Annotated in this window: 19 protein-coding genes; 12 read left to right on the forward strand and 7 right to left on the reverse strand. The window is 34.3% G+C overall.

Annotation, left to right across the window (positions count from 1 at the left end; genetic code table 11):
- The first annotated feature begins 111 nt into the window (after positions 1-111).
- Positions 112-1,002 carry a rhodanese-related sulfurtransferase gene (locus HND39_04300; GenBank protein QKJ95559.1) on the forward strand — a complete coding sequence of 297 codons (891 nt, stop codon included), beginning with the start codon at positions 112-114 and terminating at the stop codon, positions 1,000-1,002.
- A 90-nt stretch (positions 1,003-1,092) separates the two neighbouring features.
- Here the strand turns inward: HND39_04300 and HND39_04305 are convergent, their stop codons facing one another.
- Positions 1,093-1,926 (reverse strand): DUF2911 domain-containing protein, encoded by an 834-nt coding sequence (locus tag HND39_04305; GenBank protein ID QKJ95560.1) that lies wholly within the window; start codon positions 1,924-1,926, stop codon positions 1,093-1,095.
- Positions 1,927-2,008: 82 nt separating this feature from the next.
- On the opposite strand from HND39_04305, the gene HND39_04310 reads away from it, so the two are divergent.
- Both HND39_04310 and HND39_04315 read left to right on the forward strand, forming a co-directional pair.
- Positions 2,009-2,557 (forward strand): hypothetical protein, encoded by a 549-nt coding sequence (locus tag HND39_04310; GenBank protein QKJ95561.1) that lies wholly within the window; start codon positions 2,009-2,011, stop codon positions 2,555-2,557.
- A gap of 38 nt (positions 2,558-2,595) precedes the next feature.
- The gene (locus HND39_04315; GenBank protein QKJ95562.1) at positions 2,596-3,414 is read left to right on the forward strand and encodes a TonB family protein; all 819 of its coding nucleotides are present in this window, start codon (positions 2,596-2,598) and stop codon (positions 3,412-3,414) included.
- Here the strand turns inward: HND39_04315 and HND39_04320 are convergent.
- Positions 3,411-4,550, reverse strand: a complete 1,140-nt coding sequence (locus HND39_04320) for a 4-phosphoerythronate dehydrogenase (protein ID QKJ95563.1) — start codon at positions 4,548-4,550, stop codon at positions 3,411-3,413. The two genes, HND39_04315 and HND39_04320, sit on opposite strands and share 4 nt — an antisense overlap.
- A 165-nt stretch (positions 4,551-4,715) precedes the next feature.
- Between HND39_04320 and mgtE the strand changes: the two genes are divergently transcribed.
- From mgtE to gmd, 8 genes are all read left to right on the forward strand, one after another.
- The gene (gene mgtE / locus HND39_04325; GenBank protein QKJ95564.1) at positions 4,716-6,095 is read left to right on the forward strand and encodes a magnesium transporter; all 1,380 of its coding nucleotides are present in this window, start codon (positions 4,716-4,718) and stop codon (positions 6,093-6,095) included.
- Positions 6,096-6,163: 68 nt separating this feature from the next.
- On the forward strand, positions 6,164-7,039 hold the full coding sequence (gene rfbA, locus HND39_04330) for a glucose-1-phosphate thymidylyltransferase RfbA (protein ID QKJ95565.1): 876 nt from the start codon (positions 6,164-6,166) through the stop codon (positions 7,037-7,039).
- Entirely contained in the window at positions 7,040-7,609 is a 570-nt protein-coding gene (gene rfbC / locus HND39_04335; protein ID QKJ95566.1) for a dTDP-4-dehydrorhamnose 3,5-epimerase, read from the forward strand. It begins immediately after the preceding gene.
- Between the two features lie 47 nt (positions 7,610-7,656).
- A complete protein-coding gene (locus HND39_04340) occupies positions 7,657-8,850 on the forward strand; it encodes a DegT/DnrJ/EryC1/StrS family aminotransferase (GenBank protein QKJ95567.1) in 1,194 nt (397 codons plus the stop codon).
- Positions 8,847-10,508, forward strand: coding sequence for a hypothetical protein (locus HND39_04345; protein ID QKJ95568.1), 1,662 nt, complete (start codon positions 8,847-8,849; stop codon positions 10,506-10,508). Before HND39_04340 ends, HND39_04345 begins: the two co-directional genes overlap by 4 nt.
- Positions 10,509-10,519: 11 nt before the next feature.
- The gene (locus HND39_04350) at positions 10,520-11,488 is read left to right on the forward strand and encodes a GDP-L-fucose synthase (GenBank protein ID QKJ95569.1); all 969 of its coding nucleotides are present in this window, start codon (positions 10,520-10,522) and stop codon (positions 11,486-11,488) included.
- Between the two features lie 39 nt (positions 11,489-11,527).
- Positions 11,528-11,866 (forward strand): four helix bundle protein, encoded by a 339-nt coding sequence (locus HND39_04355; GenBank protein QKJ95570.1) that lies wholly within the window; start codon positions 11,528-11,530, stop codon positions 11,864-11,866.
- 40 nt (positions 11,867-11,906) lie between these two features.
- Positions 11,907-13,049 (forward strand): GDP-mannose 4,6-dehydratase, encoded by a 1,143-nt coding sequence (gene gmd, locus HND39_04360; protein ID QKJ95571.1) that lies wholly within the window; start codon positions 11,907-11,909, stop codon positions 13,047-13,049.
- A gap of 44 nt (positions 13,050-13,093) precedes the next feature.
- Here gmd and HND39_04365 read toward each other — a convergent pair whose 3' ends face one another.
- Entirely contained in the window at positions 13,094-14,635 is a 1,542-nt protein-coding gene (locus tag HND39_04365; protein ID QKJ95572.1) for a T9SS type A sorting domain-containing protein, read from the reverse strand.
- Positions 14,636-14,717: 82 nt separating this feature from the next.
- Positions 14,718-15,824, reverse strand: a complete 1,107-nt coding sequence (locus HND39_04370; GenBank protein QKJ95573.1) for a T9SS type A sorting domain-containing protein — start codon at positions 15,822-15,824, stop codon at positions 14,718-14,720.
- 426 nt (positions 15,825-16,250) lie between these two features.
- On the opposite strand from HND39_04370, the gene HND39_04375 reads away from it, so the two are divergent.
- Entirely contained in the window at positions 16,251-17,720 is a 1,470-nt protein-coding gene (locus HND39_04375) for an OmpA family protein (protein ID QKJ95574.1), read from the forward strand.
- 43 nt (positions 17,721-17,763) lie between these two features.
- Here the strand turns inward: HND39_04375 and HND39_04380 are convergent, their stop codons facing one another.
- The 3 genes from HND39_04380 to HND39_04390 all read right to left on the reverse strand — a co-directional run bounded on the left by HND39_04380 (position 17,764) and on the right by HND39_04390 (position 20,772).
- Positions 17,764-18,057, reverse strand: coding sequence for a T9SS type A sorting domain-containing protein (locus HND39_04380; protein ID QKJ97881.1), 294 nt, complete (start codon positions 18,055-18,057; stop codon positions 17,764-17,766).
- A gap of 1,041 nt (positions 18,058-19,098) precedes the next feature.
- Positions 19,099-19,758 carry an outer membrane beta-barrel protein gene (locus HND39_04385; GenBank protein QKJ95575.1) on the reverse strand — a complete coding sequence of 220 codons (660 nt, stop codon included), beginning with the start codon at positions 19,756-19,758 and terminating at the stop codon, positions 19,099-19,101.
- Positions 19,759-19,860: 102 nt separating this feature from the next.
- Positions 19,861-20,772, reverse strand: a complete 912-nt coding sequence (locus HND39_04390) for a T9SS type A sorting domain-containing protein (protein QKJ95576.1) — start codon at positions 20,770-20,772, stop codon at positions 19,861-19,863.
- Between the last annotated feature and the right edge of the window lie 590 nt (positions 20,773-21,362).

Here is a 21,362-nt window from a genome sequence, read left to right on the forward strand (position 1 = left end):
GATTTCACTCTCATTATCTTTGTGATAAAAATTATAATTGAGTAAAAATGAAATGCCGGAAATGTCAGATAATCAAATCAGAAATACAAAAGCACAGGGAGAAAAGGCAGAATGAAGAGTTACAGAATACTTCTTTTCTATAAATATGTGTTTGTTCAGCATCCCGCGGTAATTGTGAATGAGCATTTAAATTGGTGTATTCAAAATGATATTAAAGGAAGAATCTTTTTTGCAAATGAAGGTGTGAATGGAACAGTTTCCGGGACAGTTGAAAATATTGAGAAATACAAAATACAAATAGCAAGCTATCCTGAGTTTGCTGATATTTGGTTTAAAGAAGATGAAGCCGATGAACATGCTTTCAAAAAAATTCACGTGAGGTTAAAAAATGAAATAGTGAACGGTGATCTTGAGAGTGTTTCAATTGAGCACGGAGGGAAAAGACTTTCTCCCGCGGAACTACTTCGATTGTATAAAGAAGGAAAAGAATTTGTACTCGTTGATACTCGTAACTGGTATGAAAGCAAAATCGGTAAATTTAAAAACGCTATTACTCCTCCGATGAAAAATTTTCGTGAATGGAAAAAAGTAGTCAATGAAGATCTCAGGAATCTTAAAGATAAAACAGTTGTTACGTATTGCACCGGTGGAATTCGTTGTGAGAAAGCGTCTGCTTATTTGGTTGAAAACGGATTTAAAGATGTTTACCAGCTTGATGGCGGGATTATAAATTTTATTAAAAAATTTCCTGACACTTATTGGGAAGGTGGAATGTTCGTTTTTGATGAACGAAGAGTTGTTAATCCAAATTCAAAAGAAGAATTAAAACACATCGCTCAATGTTACTTTTGCGGTAAACCAACATCATATTATATCAATTGCCATAATGTGGATTGTGATAAAATAATTGTGAGCTGTCACGAATGCAAAGTCGTAAATGATTATTGTTGTTCGGATGAATGCAGAGCAAGCCTGAATAAAAGAAAAGTTTTTCACGGTTAATGTTAAAATTGTCATTCTGAGCAAAGCGAAGAATCTCAGGTTAGCGAGATTCTTCAGTTGCTTTGCTCTTTCAGAACGACATATACGAAACTACTTCTTCCAATCCTCTAACATCTTTTTCATATTATCAAAATCAAATGGAGCTTCTTCCATTTTATTGCCAAGATCAATAGCTTTTTCCATCGTGATAATTGCTTCATCCTTCATACCAAGTTTATTCTGAAGCTGAGCTTTAACCCTGGTATTCCAATATACTTCGTTTATCAAACACGAAGCTTCTGCCCATTTTAAAGCTTCTTCAAGATTTGAATTTGAAGTCAGACAATATTGAGCAGCCTGAAACGTAGGTGACCAGCTAAGTTGTTCTCTTGCATTACTGAGGAATAATTCCTGTGTGTCAGTTTCGATTTTGAAGGGAACTATTAATTTATCCCACGCAAGATTTACGTTAGCTGAATTATCTGTAACATCTGTAAACAAGAAAGTCATCCTCTCCATAAATGCATGATCTTCAGGTTTTACTTTTATTCGCAGAGCATCTTTTGCTGGATCGTAAGTTGAGCTGCCATCAACTTTTGTGTCTTTACTGAATATAATTTCCCACTCGCTTTCTCCGGGTATAATATGAATTCCGTATGTACCGGCTGGCAAATCATTGCCGTTTACTTTTACAGGATTACTGAAAGTAATTGAAGTAACTTCATTTGCCCCAGTTCTCCACACTTCACCGAAAGGTACAAGTTCTCCAAATATTTTTCTTCCTTTAACTCCCGGTGAACTATAATCAATACTGACTTCAGTAATGCCAACCATTTGTGTCACAGTTGCATCAGGACTCGGGCGCGGTGTTTTTATCTGCTGTCCGATTACGATGATTGAAAAAATAAAGATAAGTATAAGTGAAAGTTGAAATGTTTTCAACATTATTTTCTCCTTAGATTAGTTTGAATGAGGTTTGTTTAGTTAAATTTGGTTGCGAAGTTAATGAGCGATTTCATCATATACAATGCTAACAGATAAAGAAAATTTAGAAACATCTAAACAAAGCTTAAACAAAGCAAAATCTTATACAAAAACGGACCACTTGAAGAGATGGATTCCGTCTCTTATAATATTGCCAATATCATTTTACTGGGTTTTGAATCGGGGTGATTTCAGTTTACTTGATAACATTGATCTGGTAATCCATGAAGCCGGTCACTTTTTCTTTAGCTTATTTGGCAAATATATTTACACGCTTGGCGGTACTTTAATGCAGATTATTCTCCCATCGATTATTGCAGTTTATTTTTTAAGAAATAATTACAGGACGGGAGTACAATTTGGTTTATTGTGGCTTGGGCAGAACTTTATTAACATCAGCGTCTATGCTGCGGATGCACAAGCCAGAAAACTTCCGTTACTTGGGGGCAACAAAGTTTATCACGACTGGCATTATCTTCTCGGAGAAGTTGGTTTACTCGAACACGATTATCTGGTCGGTTACATTTTCTTTGGGATATCAATTTTGATTTTTATTGTTGCTGTGTTAATGCCTCTTTTAACTCACGATTAAATTGTATCTTTTCAAATAAAAAATAATAAACGGAATCAATGCTCAGGTTAATATTCATTTCATTTTTGCTGATTGCTATTAATGTTGATGCGCAAATCGACTCACTCATTTCTTATCACAATAACGGTAAGATTGAATCAATTGTTCATCTACGAGATAATGTGCGTGATGGTGATGCCACTTTCTATTGGGAAAACGGAAATATAAAGGAAGCACTTTCGTATGTAAATGGCCGCGTTGAAGGACTCGTACGAAGATACAACGAAAATGGAGTTTTAATAGAAATGTTCACAATCGAAAATGGAAAAAGAGAAGGACCAACTTCACTGTTTGACAGTACTGGAAAATACTTAAGAGATAATTATTACGAAGAAGGAATTTTGAAAGTTGATAAGATAGTGTTAGATACAGGTGTTAAAAATGAAAAGATGAAATCCGGGGAAGTTACTGTATTAAAAACACAAGATACTCAGAATAAGAAAAAACAAGACAACAACGATTTTGTTCCTCCTGAAGTTGAAGCTGAAAAAAATTATGAGAAGGATACAATATTTTATAAATCAGTTGAGGTAATGCCGGAACCTTATGGCGGAATGGAAGCAATCTATAAAAAAATCGGCTATCCGGAGGATGCTAAAGACAATGACATTGAGGGAGTAGTAAGGATTTTAGCTTTTATTGATCGTGATGGTGAAGTCCTTGATGCAAAAGTTGTTGAAGGTATTGGTTATGGCTGTGATGAAGCTGCGAGATTTGCAATTCTTTATCATCGATTTAAGCCCGGATTAATTAAAGGACAAAAGGTAAAAGTCCAAATGGAAATACCGATTGAATTTAAACTGGATAATAAAGACTAAATCAGTTTTATTTTGAAGTGGATAGATTCAAGAAATGGTATCAGATATTTGTATTGTTCTGAAAGTAAAATAGTATAATTGGTAAACTCTCTTCTCATCGGATAAGTTTTTCTTAACCTGTCAAAGAAAGCTGGCTGTTGATCCGCTTTATAATTTAATATTTCCCGTAATCTGCGATCGTCTTCTTCAATATCGTAAATTGAATTAAAAAGCTTGTATAATATTATTTCATCAGATGTTCCTGCAGACAGCGTTAATTCAGGCTTATCAATTGCTGGAAATTTTGGTATCCAATCAGGTTTTATTTTTAAATGATGGCACAATGAATCATAAATCATTTTTGTTCCGTTAACTTTTCCCTCAAACGAATAACCCGCAATGTGTGCACTTGCGATCTTAGCTTTGCTGAGTAAGCCGGGGTTGACATGAGGCTCTTCTTCCCAAACGTCAAGTATCAATGAAAAATTTTTTTTGTTGGTTTCTTCGAGAAGTACGTTGTTATCAATTACAGGACCTCTTGAAGTATTAATAATTATTGCATTTTCTTTTATCAGATGTAAATTGTTTTCATTAAGTAGATGGTATGTTTTGTCAACTCCTTCAAATGAAAGCGGAATGTGAAGAGTAATAATATCTGCTTTCAGAATTTCATCAAGAGCAGCATAATTTTTTCCGATGCCAGCTCGTTCGAGAGGAGGATCGTTTTTAAGAACATTCATTCCGAAAGATTCTGCAATTCTAACAATGCGGCTTCCGATATTTCCAACTCCAACAACGCCAATTGTTTTTTCTCTTAGCGTAATATTATTTTCTGATGCAGCTTTTAACAAAGCAGTAAAAACATATTCGGCAACTGAATCTGCATTACAGCCTTTTGCATCTGCGAATCCAAGATTTCTTTTTTTCAGATATTCAATATCAATATGATCAGTTCCGATAGTTGCAGTTCCAACAAACTGAACTTTACTTCCTGCTAATAATTTTCTATCTACCTTGGTAACCGAGCGAACAATTAAAATATCAGCATCATCAACAGTACTGTTTGTAATTGACCGTCCATCAACAAGTTCCAATTTACCAAAACCGGAAAACGCTTCATTAGCAAATGCAATATTTTCGTCAACTATTAGATTCATATCGTCTTAAAAATTCAATACAAATTTACTCAATAGCACTTGAAGATTTTTCGTGAATCTTCGGATTGATTTTACATTATTAACAGCATATTTTTGTCACAAATTAAATCTATTTTTTTGTAGAATGTAATCACCATATCATAAATCAATCGGGAGGAATTTCCCATGCTCAGCAAATTACTAATGCCTGAAATCGAATCTCTTATTGCTGAGAGAAAATTAAATATACTAAAGGAAATCCTTACTGATTGGTCACCTGCTGACATTGCCGACCTGATAGTTGATCTTCCTGAACAAGACAAAGTGATAGTTTTCCGGATTCTTCCTGTTGATATTGCAACCGATACTTTTGAACATCTGGAGTTTGACACACAGGAAGAACTTCTCAAAGCAATGGGTAACGAGGAAGTTGCCGCTATACTCAACGATATGTCTCCCGACGACAGAACAGCTTTGCTCGAAGATTTGCCTGGTACTTCTGCCAAAAGACTGATTCAATTACTTTCTGCTGAAGAAAGAAAAATTGCACAGACGTTGTTAGGATATCCTGAAAATAGCGTCGGCAGATTAATGACACCCGATTATGTTGCTGTAAGACGCGATTGGACTGTTGCTGAAACTCTGGACTATATTCGTAAAAATGGTGAAGACAAAGAAACTTTAAATGTTATTTATGTAGTCGATGAAAAAGGAAAACTTGTTGATGACATCAGAATAAGAGAAATTATTCTCTCTCCTCTCGATAAAAAAATAAGTGATTTGATGGAAGAGAATTTCTCCGCATTGAATGTTCACGATGACCAGGAAACTGCCGTTGAAGTTTTTAAAAAATACGATCGAGTTGCACTTCCGGTTGTTGATAACTATGGGATACTCATTGGTATTGTTACAGTTGATGACGTACTTGATGTTGCAGAAGAAGAAGCCACTGAAGATATTCAGAAACTTGGCGGTGTTGAGGCATTAGAAGAACCGTACTCAACAATGCCATTTTTTTCTATGATTAAAAAAAGAGTTGGCTGGCTGACGGTTTTATTTATCGGTGAAATGCTGACCGCATCTGCTATGGGATTTTTTGAAGATGAAATTGCAAAAGCAGTTGTGCTTGCACTTTTTGTTCCGCTAATAATATCTTCAGGTGGTAACTCTGGTTCTCAGGCAGCAACACTTGTTATCCGAGCAATCGCTTTGGGTGAAGTTACGCTGAAAGATTGGTGGTATATTATGAGAAGAGAAATTTTATCAGGATTAACTCTTGGATTGGTTTTAGGAATAATTGGTTTCCTCAGAATTTTTATTTGGGCATCATTCTCAAATATTTATGGTAATCACTGGATGCTGATTGCGTTCACAGTTGGTTTCTCACTTATTGGTGTAGTGCTTTGGGGAACAATTTCCGGTTCAATGCTTCCGTTTATTTTGAAAAGATTTGGCTTAGATCCAGCCACATCATCCGCACCTTTTGTTGCTACTCTCGTAGATGTAACAGGATTGATTATTTATTTCACATTTGCACTTTTTTTCTTAAGTGGAACGCTGCTTTAAAGTAAATCGATATTGTACATCTATTCTTTTTATATTTGTCATTACTTTTTTAGAAATAGAATCATAGAATGAAAAAAAATATAAAAGGAATAATTCTTGCCGGTGGTTCGGGTTCGCGACTTTATCCAATTACAAAAGTTTACAGCAAGCAGCTTGCACTGATTTATGATAAGCCGCTTATTTATTATCCGCTTTCAATATTAATGCTTGGTGGAATAAAAGATGTTCTTATCATTTCTAACAAAGAAACAATTCCATTGTATCAACAGCTTTTTGGTGATGGATCAAATATCGGGATGAAATTCGAATACGTTATTCAGCCGGAACCAAAAGGAATTGCACAAGCATTTATTCTCGGCGAAAAATTTATTGGCAATGATATGTCTTGTTTAATTCTTGGTGACAATATTTTTTATGGAAAGCTTGAGTTTTTCTACAAAGCACTTCAATCTGAAAAAGGTGCAACGGTATTCGGTTATAAAGTAAACGATCCGGAGAGATATGGAATTGTAGATTTTGACCAAAACGGAAAAGTATTATCGATCGAAGAAAAACCTTCAAAGCCAAAATCTCATTACGCTGTTCCGGGATTATATATTTATGATAATCGTGTAATTGATATTTCTAAAAATTTAAAACCTTCAGCAAGAGGCGAATTAGAAATCACAGATGTTAATAAAGCGTATTTAGAATTGGGTGAACTTCGTGTTGAAAAAATTGGAAGAGGTGTTGCGTGGCTCGATACCGGAACGCCTGAAGCTTTGCTTGCTGCTTCAAACTTCTTTGGAGTAATTGAGGACAGACAGGGATTAAAAGTTGCCTGTATTGAGGAGATTGCATTTCATCGCGGCTTCATTGATAAGAAACAATTTGGAAAATTGATTGGTGAAATACCGAATTCGCTTTACAAAGAATATCTTGAAAAAGTTTTAGCAGAGAATTAATTGAAAATTACCAGGACAGATATTCCCGGCATTTTAATTATTGAGCCGGATGTTTTTAAAGATGACCGCGGATATTTTTTTGAATCCTTCAGCAAAAATCGTTATAAAGAAATTGGATTACCCGAAGAATTTGTCCAGGATAATATTTCAAAATCGAAAATCGGAACAGTAAGAGGACTTCATTATCAAGTCGGGGAAAAAGCTCAGGGAAAACTTTGCCAGGTAATTGAAGGTGAAGCTCTGGATGTTGCCGTTGATATTCGATTTAACTCACCAACGTTCGGCAAATATTTTTCGTTGATACTGGATTCAGAAAAAAAATTGCAGCTTTGGATTCCACAAGGATTTGCTCACGGCTTTTCTGTTCTATCCGAAGAAGCTATCTTTTCATATAAATGCACTAACTATTACAGCAAACCCGATGAAAGAACAATTATTTTTAATGATCAGGATTTGAATATTGATTGGAAGGTAGAACAACCAATTGTTTCCGAAAAGGATTTAAGAGCAAAAAATTTTAAAGCGATTGAAAAAGATTTTATTTATGAAAAGAGTAATACAACCAAATGAAGAACATCAACACTAAAAATTTATTAAAATAAATAATCAGGAAATCTATGAAGGTACCTTTGCTCGATTTAAAACCCCAATATCAATCACTTAAAAAAGAACTTGATGATGCAATCCTTCGTGTTGCAGAATCACAACATTTTATTCTCGGACCAGAAGTTGAAAAGATGGAAAAAGAATTTTGTGAATATCTCCATTGCAAACATGCAATCGGTGTTTCTTCAGGAACAGATGCACTTCTACTTGCATTAATGGCTATTGATATAAAACCCGGCGATGAAGTAATTGTACCAACTTATTCATTTTTTGCAACCGCTGGAGTTGTTTCAAGATTAAATGCTATACCGGTATTTACTGATATTGATCCCGTCACATTCAATATAAATCCAGATGATTTTAAGAAAAAAATAACGTCAAAAACTAAAGCTGTAATTCCGGTTCATTTGTATGGACAAAGTGCTGAGATGAATGCAATAATGAAAATAGCCAAAGAGAAAAATATTATTGTTATCGAAGATGCAGCACAAGCAATTGGTACGCAATATAAAGATGTCCGAATGGACTCCTTTGGAGGAAAATGTGTTGGAACAATTGGTGACATTGGTTGTTTCTCTTTTTTCCCCAGTAAAAATCTTGGAGGTTATGGTGATGGTGGACTTGTTACAACAAATAATGATGATCTTGCTTATATGCTACGGATAAAAAGAGTTCATGGCGGTGAACAAAAATATTATCATAAAGTTATCGGTGGAAATTTCAGGATTGATGCACTTCAAGCAGCGGTGTTGAGAGTAAAACTTCCTCATCTGGATAAGTGGTCTGAAAAAAGAAGAGCTAATGCTGAATATTACAACGAACTTTTTATTAAAGCCGGTTTATCTGAAGGTCCGGGCAGAATAAAATTTGATGAAAAGAATAAAGTACTTCTTCCAAAAGCCGTTTATAAAAATATTTCTGGTTTGAAGAACTATCACATTTACAATCAGTATATAATCAGAGTTCAAAACAGAGACGAAATGAAAAAATTCTTAACAGAAAATGAAATTGGAAATGAAATTTATTATCCGGTTCCATTTCATTTGCAGGAATGTTTTGCAAACCTGAATCATAAAGCCGGAGATTTTCCTGAGGCAGAAAATGCAAGCAATACATCTCTTGCAATTCCTATCTATCCGGAGCTTACAAAGGATCAGCAGGAATTTGTTGTTCAGAAAATAAAAGAATTCACTCAAAGCAAATGAAGTTTTTTGTAAAAATATTTTTATATGGGCTGTTTATTTTTATAAGCATGGCATATGCTCAGGTTGTTTATGAACCTTTATATGAAGACGTTTACAATTTTTTGGGAAGGATAAGTCAGAAAGGAATTATTGAATTCGATGATCTGATCAGACCATTACCAAGAAGTTATATCAGCAATAAACTTTTGGAAGCAGATTCACTATCATCACAACTTACGAAGCTCGAACGTGAAGAACTGGAATTCTTTTTAAAGGATTATCTTCACGAACGCTGGCTGAGTGAAGGCAACAACAAACAAACTGAGCATCTCGATTACTTTGGATTTGATCCCGCTGATAGATGGAGGATGTTTTCATACGGCGGTGATGGTTTCAAAATAAATGCAGATCTTATTCTTGGTGCGGAAATCGGCTCAGTTAAAGATGCAAAACAAACTCATTTCTGGAATGGAGTTTATACGTATGGTTACATTTATGATGTGCTGGGATTCAGTTTTGATTTCAGAGATAATACCGAAAGCGGAACTACATTAGATAAAAAGAAAAGCTTTACTCCGGAAACGGGAGTAATTGCTCGCACAGATGCGAATACTGTGAATTATCCTGTGGATAAAATGGAATACAGTGAAGCTAAAATGATGCTTGCAACCAATTGGAAGTGGGGAAGTTTTGCTATTGGCAAAGAGTTTATTGAATGGGGATATGGTGATAATGGGTTGCTTGTTATGTCAAAAAAAGCTCCTTCATTTCCGTTGATGAGACTTGACATTAATCCTGTTGAGTGGTTGAGCTTCAATTATTTTCATGCCTGGCTTAATTCTGATGTAATTGATACTTCGGATTTATATTATACCGAACATGATGATTTAAGATATTCATACAGAAATAAATATCTCGCTTCGCATACTTTAACAATCCGACCGACAAGAGGATTGGATATTTCTCTGGGAGAATCAATTATATATTCTGATGAACTTGAGGTACTTTATCTCATCCCCATTACATTTTTTCGGCTTGCTGATCACTATCTGAGCAAACAAAGTAATTCAGCAGGAAGCAATGCACAATTCTTTTTTTCGGTAAGTTCAAAAGGGCATATACCAAATACACATATTTATGGTTCACTCATTATCGACGAAATTACATTGAATGGATTATTCGATGCGGAAAAGCAAAGAAATCAAATTGGATTTACGCTTGGTGGTTCAGTAACAGATTTGCCGATTAATAATCTAACTCTGAAACTTGAATACACAAAAATTTATCCTTACGTTTACAAGCATTACATAACAGCTACTAATTATACAAGTTCATCATATCTAATGGGTCACTGGATGGGTGATAATGCAGATCAAATATTTGCTTCGGCAAGCTATAGATTTTTAAGGGGACTAGAAGCAATATTGTGGACAAGATATATCAGGCAGGGAGAAGAACAGGATGTTGACTATCAATTTCATCAACCACAGCCGCCTTTCCTTGCCGGACTTAGGACTAATTATTTCTATTTCGGTGGTGAAGTTCGATATGAATTTTTACACGATCTGTTTGTAAGGGCTAGGTATCAACACACAAATATTTCAAGGCAGCAGGAAGATTTGAGTTTTATTGATGATAGTAACCAGGAATTTTATTTTGCTGTTTATTACGGATTGTAATTAAAAATTAAATGACTAATCAATCAAAATATCTGAATAAAAAAATTTACGTTGCTGGTCATACCGGAATGGTTGGCTCTGCGATCACCCGTGAATTTCAAAAAAGAGGATTCAATAATCTTATCCTGAAGAATTATACTGAACTTGATTTGAAAAGACAGGATGATGTTGAAAAATTCTTCAAAGAAGTTAAACCTGAAATCGTAATCGTTGCTGCAGCTAAAGTTGGTGGGATTCTTGCAAACAACACTTTTCGTGCTGAGTTCATATATGATAACCTTATGATTGAAGCGAACATTATCCATAATTCACACACGGCAGGTGTTGAGAAATTAATTTTTCTTGGCAGCAGTTGTATTTATCCTAAACTTGCTCAACAACCATTGAAGGAAGAATATCTTTTGTCTGATTATCTTGAGTTTACAAATGAACCGTATGCAATCGCGAAGATTGCCGGGATAAAACTCTGCGAAAATTATTACAGGCAATATGATTCAAATTTCTTTTCTGTGATGCCGACTAATATGTATGGACCGAATGATAATTTTGATTTACAGACTTCTCATGTTCTTCCTGCATTCATCAGGAAATTTCATGAAGCAAAAGAAAAAAATCAATCCGAAGTTATAATTTGGGGAAGCGGAAAACCTCTTCGTGAATTTCTGTTTGTTGAAGACCTTGCAGATGCGATTTTATTTTTGATGGAAAATGTTAATGCAAAGGATCTTTATGATAATGGAATTTCGCATCTGAATATCGGCACTGGTAAAGATTTAACGATTCTGGAACTTGCAAAACTTATTTCAGATATTACAGGTTACAAAGGAAAAATTGTTAATGATTCAACTAAGCCCGATGGAACTCCACGAAAACTGCTTGATGTTTCCCGGATCAATGCACTCGGCTGGAAATATAAAACAGAATTGCGTGAAGGAATTGAGCGAACTTACAAGTGGTATCTAAACCGATTACACTCTTAATTAAAAATTAAAAATGAAAAATTAAAAGGTTTTTAATTAATGGATGAAGGGCTTGGCGAGAGATTATTTAGATTTACTATTGATGTGTTAACTTTCCTCGGTTCATTACCGAAGAATCCGGAATCTCAAGTAATAAGATATCAATTGGCTAAAGCTTCAAGCTCATCAGGAGCAAATTATGAAGAAGCTCAAGCAGCATCTTCAAAACCTGATTTTGCACATAAAATGAAAATTGTGTTAAGAGAAATGAGAGAGTCGAATTATTGGATAAGAGTTTGTATTGCTTTGAAATTTGGCGATCAGAATAAAGCTGGCAAATTAAAAACCGAATCTGGTGAACTTAAAAATATTCTTGGTTCAATTTGCAGTAAACTATAGTTCATTTTTTTAATTTTTAATTTATCATTTTTAATTGCTTATGAAACGCGCATTAATAACCGGCATTACCGGACAGGACGGAAGTTACTTAACCGAAATACTTCTTGAAAAAGGATACGAAGTTCACGGAATAATTCGTCGCAGCAGTTCGTTTAATACAGGAAGAATAGATCATCTCTATAACGATCCGAAAATTCTCAACAAAAAAATGTTTTTGCATTACGGAGATCTTGTAGATACAAGCAACCTCAATCGTCTTCTTGAAAAAATTGAACCGGATGAAATTTATAATCTTGCAGCACAAAGTCACGTAAAAGTGTCTTTTCAGGTTCCTGATTACACAGCACAGGTTGATGCGCTCGGTACATTAAGATTTCTTGATGCAATTCGTGAAGTTGGTTTGAAGAAAGTAAAATTTTATCAGGCATCAACAAGCGAGCTTTATGGTAAAGCGCAGGAAATTCCTCAGAGTGAAACAACCCCATTCTATCCACGTTCACCGTATGGAGTCGCAAAACTTTACGGTTACTGGATAATTGTAAACTACCGTGAAGCCTATAATATTTTTGCATCAAACGGAATACTTTTCAATCATGAATCACCGAGACGGGGAGAAACTTTTGTAAGCCGAAAAATTACAAGAGCCGCTTCGCGTATCGTTGCAGGGTTACAAAAGGAATTAACTTTAGGAAATCTTAACGCAAAACGTGACTGGGGATTTGCACCAGAATATTGTGAAGGTATGTGGAGAATTCTACAGCATAAAGAAGCTGATGATTTTGTTCTCGCAACGGGTGAAACTAAAACCGTTCGAGAGTTTGCAGTACTCACTTTTAAAAATCTTGGTATTGAGTTGGAGTGGAAAGGTAAAGGTGAAAATGAAAAAGGAGTTATTAAATCTATCAATCTTGAAAAAGCGAAGAAGCTGATCGGGTATTCATCTAAGCCAAAGGGTGAAAATAAAAAATCGTATTTAAAAGATTTTACCACTAAACTAAAAAAAGGCGATACACTTATTGCCATTGATCCTGTTTATTACAGACCAACAGAAGTTGATTTACTGATTGGTGACCCATCCAAAGCAAAAAAAGTTCTCGGCTGGAAAGCAAAAACAAAATTTGAAGACCTCGTTAAGCTGATGATAAAATCTGATATGGAGAAAGTGTTGAGAAGAGGTTTTTAAGATATGCCATCCCGACTTATCGGGATGGCATATCTGAATGCTGTTTACTTCAGCAAAATTAATTTCTTTGTTGCAGTAAAGTTTCCAGATGTAAGAGTGTAGAAATAAATTCCACTTGCAAGGTCTTTTGCCTGAAAAATTACATCGTAACTTCCTGCTTCCTGGTATCTGTTAAGAAGTACTGCAACTTCACTACCCATCATATCGTAAACCGTTAATGTAACTCTTCCAGATTGAGGAATTGTATATTTAATTTTAGTTATCGGGTTAAAGGGATTGGGATAATTTTGTTCCAGCCTGAAAGCTATTATTTCTGATTTTTCATCTTTAACATGAGTAACTGTATCCTGTATTGCTAAAAGTGTTTTTTTCTGATTGGTTGCTAGGCTGCTATGATGTACTCCAATAAATAATGTGCCGTCGTCAGATATTGCCCCGGTATTGTCAACCTGCTGCTCTATAAAAATAAGTGGTAATTTCCATTTTAAGTATCCTTCACTAGATATGGCATAGTAGTAATAACCAACCGTTGACCCCACATAAATTGTTCCCTGCGAGTCACAAATTAATGGTTGAGTAAAATCTTCTGATTCAATTTCATTAAATAAATATTTCCATCGAAAGTTTCCATTGTAATCAACAGATACTAAAGAAAGATAATAAGGGCAACAAGTAGTATCAAAACCAATGAAATATAAATTCCCTTGATAATCTATGGTAGGAATAACATCGCTGCCTGCGACACCAATATTCTGGATAAAATATTTCCATCTTAATGTTCCATTAGGAAATAAAGAATAGAAATATTGAGGATCTTCCTCTGGTAAAAAATAAATATTTCCATCAGAATCAACCATAGCAGCTCTAAAAATATTCCCGCAACTGAATTTCCATTTTATCGTTCCATCCAAATTAAGTGCAATCAGATTTGAATCAATGGCAGGTATATATATTGTATTTCCATCGGGCGATAAAACAGGAGATTTAAATGCGAATCCGCCATCATAAATGACTTTCCAATTTAAATTACCCTCAGGTGATACTGAGTACAAAGCACCCGGTTGAGTAACCGGGAAAACAAAATCAGTAATGTATATATTGCCTTGCAAATCGATATTTGGGATTACCGTTGAAATAATTTGTCCCGAAGTTTTATACTTCCATTTTAAATCTCCGTCGTAGCTTAATGCATATAAGTAATTATCCCGCCCTCCGAAATAAATGGTATTGCTTGAATCAATGATAATACCAGATTCTGGAGCCCGATTGCTACCTGTTTCGTATTGCCATTTTAAACCGTAATTGGGTATGTAACAATAAAAAAAATCTGAATCAACATTGTATGAACCAAAATATAAATATCCTTTTTGATCAACAACAGGTCCTGAGAATATCCCAAACTCCATATCTTCTGACCAAGATACTGTTGGTGTTTGCGGACCCAAATATTGAGATCTGCCAGTAAACTGTGGGTCGTGCTTAATCATTGGCCAGGGTGAATTCGCAAGTGTTGGCCAAGGGATATCAACCTGTTGCTGTGAATACAAAATACTTGATAATGTCATCATTAAAATCATTTTTTTCATTTTTCCACCTTTCTAAATTTTTATATGCTAGTAAGCCTACATCCGGATTAAAAGCATATTCATTCCAAATAATCACACATAATTACTTCATTAAATTCATTTTTTTCGTTTGAACGAATCCACCTGCATTTAATTCATAAAAATATATTCCACTTGGCAAATTTTCAGCATTAAATTTTACAGAATGATTACCTGCTTCTTTTATCTCATTAACTAATGTAGCAACATTAGTTCCAAGCACATCATAAATATTTAATATTACTAAACCAGATGATTCGATTGTGTAATTAATTGTGGTAGTTGGGTTAAAAGGATTTGGGTAGTTATCCGATAGATAGAATTCTATTTTCTCATCAACTTCGGAATAGTCTTTATATAATCCCCCGCTAATCAGCACCGAATTAGTTGGAATGGTTTCATAAACCGATTCAGCCAAATCTTCATAGACTGCAGTTACTCTGTATTGGAGGCTCAAAGGGCCGCCGGTTGCAAAATCATAATCAATAAAGCTATAGATATCACTTCCGACTGTTGCGATTGAAGTATAATTTGGATTTGGTGGCGGTAAACCCGATGAAACTGCACGGTAAATTTTATAATTGTCAACCTCAAACTCTACATCATCAAATGGATGTCTGCCCCAATAAATATTAGGATGACCTCCACCAATCGGCAATGATACCAAACAATTTTCCCAATAGTTTTCTAGCCCAGAGGTAATAAATAAGTTTTCTGTAAGATTCCAAAATGTTTGGTAGCTAGAATTTATATTTAGTGTATTATATAGAAAAATATTATTGGTGACATCATAACTAAATTGTACGTCTGGGTCTTCATTGTTTACACAATAATATGAGGTTCTCCAGTCCATATAGAAATATGCTTGCTCAACTCCATTTTCGATTGCACTTATTTTATATAACCCTACAGCAAAAGCAGGATTAATACCAGGGTGTTTAATGTGGTTAAAAGCAATATAATATTTCGGATTGCTAACTCCAGATGAAATAATCTCATATTCTTGAGTTAAATAATTGTTAGCATCCCACCTTGCACCAATTGCAGTCAATTTAATTGTTACATTCCAAGAAGAACCGCTATTGGTAAGAAAGAAACGTAATTCCCCATCAAAATCAAATTGTGCAAACGTAATAGATGGTAATAGAACTAATAATAATAACTTTTTCATTTTACTCTCCTGATTTTAGAATTAATAAAACAGTGAAATTAATTATTCATCATCTTACTACGTAAAACCAGTTGAATAAAAATCAGTTGAATAGAATAGAGTTGTGAAAAGGTGATGAACATTATTATGGCACAAAAGAATTGGATCGGAGAAAATCTTTGCGCTTTCCTCCAACAGAAAGAGAGAGCGCGCTAAATATAGTGCCAATCCCAAAGGGATCATTGTTAACAAATTATTCATCAGTCAGCTATGAATTAATTTTAGTAGAAACATAGTTTATAATATTCACAAAGTCAAGAAAATATTTCCTCGCGTCTTTTAAAAGTTAATCACAAATTCAACAAGCATTCAGCATTTTAGCTTTTTTACTTCTCCATTTACCGTTAACTTTGTTCATTAAAAATTAACTTTAACGGATCACTTTTGATGAAATTCACTTTCACCATTTTACTTTTTACTTTGCTTTTTTCTTCATTCAATTACACACAAACAGTCCAGACACAAAGGTATAACCCATTCTCAGGCACAGTGGTTTTTTCCGTTGAAGGTGGAACAACTCTCGCAAGCACAGATTACAGCGGACTCGGTGTTGACTATCTCGGCAGACTTTCAATTGAATATTTCTTTCCTGCACGGACAAAAAGTGGTTTCGGAATCAGAGCATTTTATAACGCGGGTTTTCTTACAGGCAGTGATTCAAATATTGATCCTCATGATTTCAGAACTAACATTTCAACTATCGGCGCAGGGGTAATTTTTAATTTAAGTGTTAACGATGTTGCATTCCCATATTTTTTTGCGGGCATAGCAAGCTTATCGTTTAATCCCAAAGGTGAAGGAGGAGTTGAACTGCCAAACAATGCAGCAAATGTTTACAGTACAACCGAAGTAAATTATCTCGGGGAACTCGGAGCGAGATATCCGGTGACGGAAAATCTTTCGGTGTCGTTAAGTTTTGGTTTACAAATTTCACCAAATGACTGGCTTGATGATAAAGCAATTGGTGTTGGCAATGATATGTTCTTTACAGCGATGGGTGGAATCTCATATTCTTTCTTAACAGAGTTTGATACAGATGGAGATGGAGTTGTTGATTCAAAAGATATGTGTGCAAATACACCGGCAGGAGTTAAAGTTGATGAGTTCGGCTGTCCGTTTGATTCTGATAAAGACGGAATTCCGGATTATCTTGATGAATGTTCCGGCACACCACAAGGCGCACCTGTTGATAAAAAAGGTTGTCCGTTAGATTCGGATAACGATGGAGTTCCTGATTACACAGATCTCTGTCCCGATACAACTCCCGGAGTAAAAGTGGATGAGTATGGATGTCCTTTTGATTCTGATGGTGATGGTGTTCCCGATCATCTTGACAGATGTCCCGATACTCCTTATGAAATTCAGGTTGATAAAAACGGCTGCCCAATGGATGAAGACCTCGATGGAGTTCCAGATCATCTGGATCAATGTCCCGGAACATTGCCCGGAGTTCAGGTAGATGAAAACGGATGCGAGTTAGTAATAGCTCCTCCTCCGCCACCTGTTGATCCCAATCAACTTATACTAAATTCAGAAACAAGTTTTGAATTTAACAGTGCTCAATTAAAGCCAGCAGCATTTCCTGAATTGGATAAAATGCTTGAGCAGATGAAAAAATATCCAATGTCCCGCTGGAGAATTGAAGGACATACAGATAACATTGGTTCAGAAGATGGAAATATTAAAATGTCTCAGATGCGTGCTGAGTCTGTATTAAATTATTTTGTATCAAGAGGAATACCTCAAATTAGATTTGAAGTAGCAGGTATGGGAAGTAAATCTCCGATAGCTGATAACAAAACCGAGGAAGGCAGAGCAAAAAACAGAAGAGTGGAAATAACAAGAATAGATAAATAGAAAGCCGGAGTTTTTAATTCCGGCTTGCGAGTTTTAATAAAAGTTATTTAAGTAAAATTAATTTCTTTGTTGCAGTAAAGTTTCCAGATGTAAGTGTGTAGAAATATATCCCACTTGCAAGATCTTTTGCCTGAAAAATTACATCGTAACTTCCTGCTTCCTGGTATCTGTTAAGAAGTACTGCAACTTCACTACCCATCATATCGTAAACCGTTAATGTAACTCTTCCAGATTGAGGAATTGTATATTTAATGTTGGTTGTTGAGTTGAATGGATTTGGATAGTTTTGCTCGAGTTTAAAATTATCGATTAATAAATTAGGCTCATCCTCTACCATTGTTATTATGTAAAAGATCGAAACATTATTTGTGTTAAGAAATGCAACACTATATCCATCAGGATTTTCAATTATTATATCTCCATCACCAGAAATCCACTGAGAACCATTCCATTGTTCACAAAAAGCTGTTAAAGTATAATTCAAACCATCGAATGTAAAAAATCTTCTGATTGTATTTCCCCAGATAACTCCATTCCATATTTGATCTAATTGCAAAATTTGATTGCCATTTTGATCGTTTGTTATTTTTCTGTTTAAATAATTTACCCAGCTTCCTGCGACCCACAATTTAGATAGAAAAAATTCAAGAAACTGCGTCTGTAGGTTGTAGGAAAAAGCAGTCTTACCATAATTTTCCCATCCATTTGTATTCCAAAACTGGAATAGGAGCGAATCTCTTCTATTTGAATTTGAATAGTAGTTACTGATCAAATATTTATTTAGCCAGGCGTTGTTCCATTCCTCTTCTAATATTTGTATTTCATTTCCCAAATAATCATACAAAAAAGTAAATCTCGAATAATTTACCCAAGAATAGGATTTAAAACCCTGAAAAATGTATTTTGTGAGTTGACCTATAGAATCATATTTATAAATAATTCTTGCAAGAGAATCCCAGACCATTTCATTCCAACCTAATATTAAAAATAATACCAATCTACCATCTTCATCGTAAAAGTATTCATTCTTTGAGCTAAGTTCCCATTCAGAACCTAAATTTTTACTGAGAATTAGTTGTTCTATAATATTTGAGTTAGAATTATATTCAAATACGAATTTCAAACTACCACCTGCCAAAGAGTTTGCAATAATACTATCCATCCTTTGATGAATAGTATCAATTTCAATAAGATTAAAATAATTGCATGCTGATAACGATCTTATTTTGTTAGTATCTAATTTATTACAAAAGAATTCTGGTAAATAGCGATTGTAGTTCACAAATTTATCTTGTGTTTGTGCTCTACAAATAATCGCAACCATTAAAACTATGAAATATATTTTCATTCTGCCTTTAACTATACTATTCAAGCCATATTATAAAATTAATCCAATTAAAAACTGATTTGTATTAATAGTGTTTGCGTTATAATTATAAACGTAGCGAATATCAATTTTAGTTGATGCAGACAAATTAAATCGCAAACCAATTCCAATTCCGGCAGTGAATGAGGAACCGTTTTCAAGTTGAGTTTGAGGCATTTTATATTCTTCTGGCACTTCATCTATATTATCATAAATTCCTGCAATACCATCATAATATTTTGATATTTGTTCTTCGCTATTAGAGAAATTATATCCGATAATTGCCATAATATATGGTGCCAAATTACCAGCCAAAATAAAATATTCGACACCAATATTAACTGGAATCATAGTATATTGAATTTTATTAACATCGTATAAGTAAGTAGCTATTTTTTTTATACTATCAATTGTAAAACTTTTATTTCCTTTCACTTCATAAGAAATATCATCGTAGATAATTGAGTATCCTACACATGCTTTTAAATTAAAATTAGAAAATAATCGAGTACTTGCCTCGAAATTTAATGATCCGCCTATAGTTGGAATAGTATTAAAATTAATTCCGCCGAAAATACCAAAGTAATACTTTGTAAAAAGATTATTAGTATCTACTGATTGAGCTGATATATTAGTAAATAGAATTACTACAATAAGAAATATTCTTTTCATTGGTATTAGCTGTCTTTATTAAATCCAAGATTTAAAGTTTCTACAAAAAATTATTGAAAACTCAATAAATAAGAGTGGCCTCCCAGCCACTCTTTGAATGAATTACTTAATTAAAGTCATTTTCATATTTTCAATAAAATCATTAACTCTTAACGAATAAATATAAACACCTGAGGATAATTCGCTTCCATTAAAGTTTACTGAATATTCGCCCGGTTCTTGATAATTATTGACTAAAGTTGCTTTTTCATTCCCTAGCAAATCATAAACTTTCAAAAGCACGAATCCCTTTTCTTTAATTAGATAATTAATTGTTGTGGAGGGATTATAAGGATTAGGATAGTTTTGCTCGAGTTTGTAATCCATTAAGATATCATTATTGCTATTACCCGATTTCCATACAAATCCATAGTCAACAGATTCTACACCCGTGTAGTTGGAATAGTGTGAATTAATGTCATGGGCTCGCATTTTGTATTCGACTATGTAAGGGCCGCTTCCGGCATAAGCAATTGTATAGTCAATATATTGATTTACGTTCCAATTAACTGTAGTCAAAAAAGAAAAATTTTGCTGACCTTCTTTTCTTCTTTCTATATAGTAAGCATCACCATCATACTCTGTGTTCAGATTCCAAGTTAGTTTTGGATAAGATTGATTTCCAGTTGAATGAATCGTGACATCAAAATTTTGAGGCACTGAAGGTGAATAATTATCAACAATGCTAAAAGAAAATTGATTTGCGTATTGCATTCCACTCCATCCTCCTACCCAGTGACCATAGGCTTGACCTCTAATCTGATAAGTTCCCGCTTTGCTGACCCACCAACCTCCTGATTGGCCATTCATCCAGAGAGTTTCAGTTCCATCTGGATGCGTGAGTTTAGCTTGGTACCATTCAATAACCCAACCATTAGCGCAAGTCATGTGGTATGCAATTGGTCCTTCACCACTAGGCCCTATATAATCTATATGTGAAGACGTCGGTTCAGTAAACCATATGTTTTGCCCCAAACATAGGGTACTAAGTAAACTAAATAATAATAAAAACTTTTTCATTTTTTTCTCCAATAAAAATATCTAGAATAATATTTAATTAATCAAATTAGAGTTAGCCTATGTAAAACCTGTAAAGTAAAAACCTTCAACAATTATAATATTTACCTTGCAATTAACTATTGCAACATTTAATTGCGTACAGATTATAGGGCTTGGATTTCTATTTTGAAGTAGTGGGAATGTTAAACCGAATTTTTGTATCGTACGCAACATTATTGTTCACTTTAATTTGTCGATTATTAATTGACAACATTAAACTCTTCGATGCGAACATGCCAAAACAGAAATATCAATTTACTTGCCAGATGTTTTATCAAATATTTGAAAGAGTTTTGAAGAGTTAAAAAGATTGATTTTCAAAATGAAGAGAACAATTTATCACTAATTGGAAATTAATATTTAAGATTAGGATACTCCAGCAACTGGTGACATCATCTGTTCATCAGATAAATTTGAAATACTCGTTTAAGTATTTGAAATGAAGAATATCAGATATCAGCTTTTTTACTTCTCCATTTACCGTTAACTTTGTTCATTAAAAATTA

This window comes from Ignavibacteriota bacterium (assembly GCA_013285405.1).
Lineage (GTDB): Bacteria > Bacteroidota > Ignavibacteria > Ignavibacteriales > Ignavibacteriaceae > IGN2.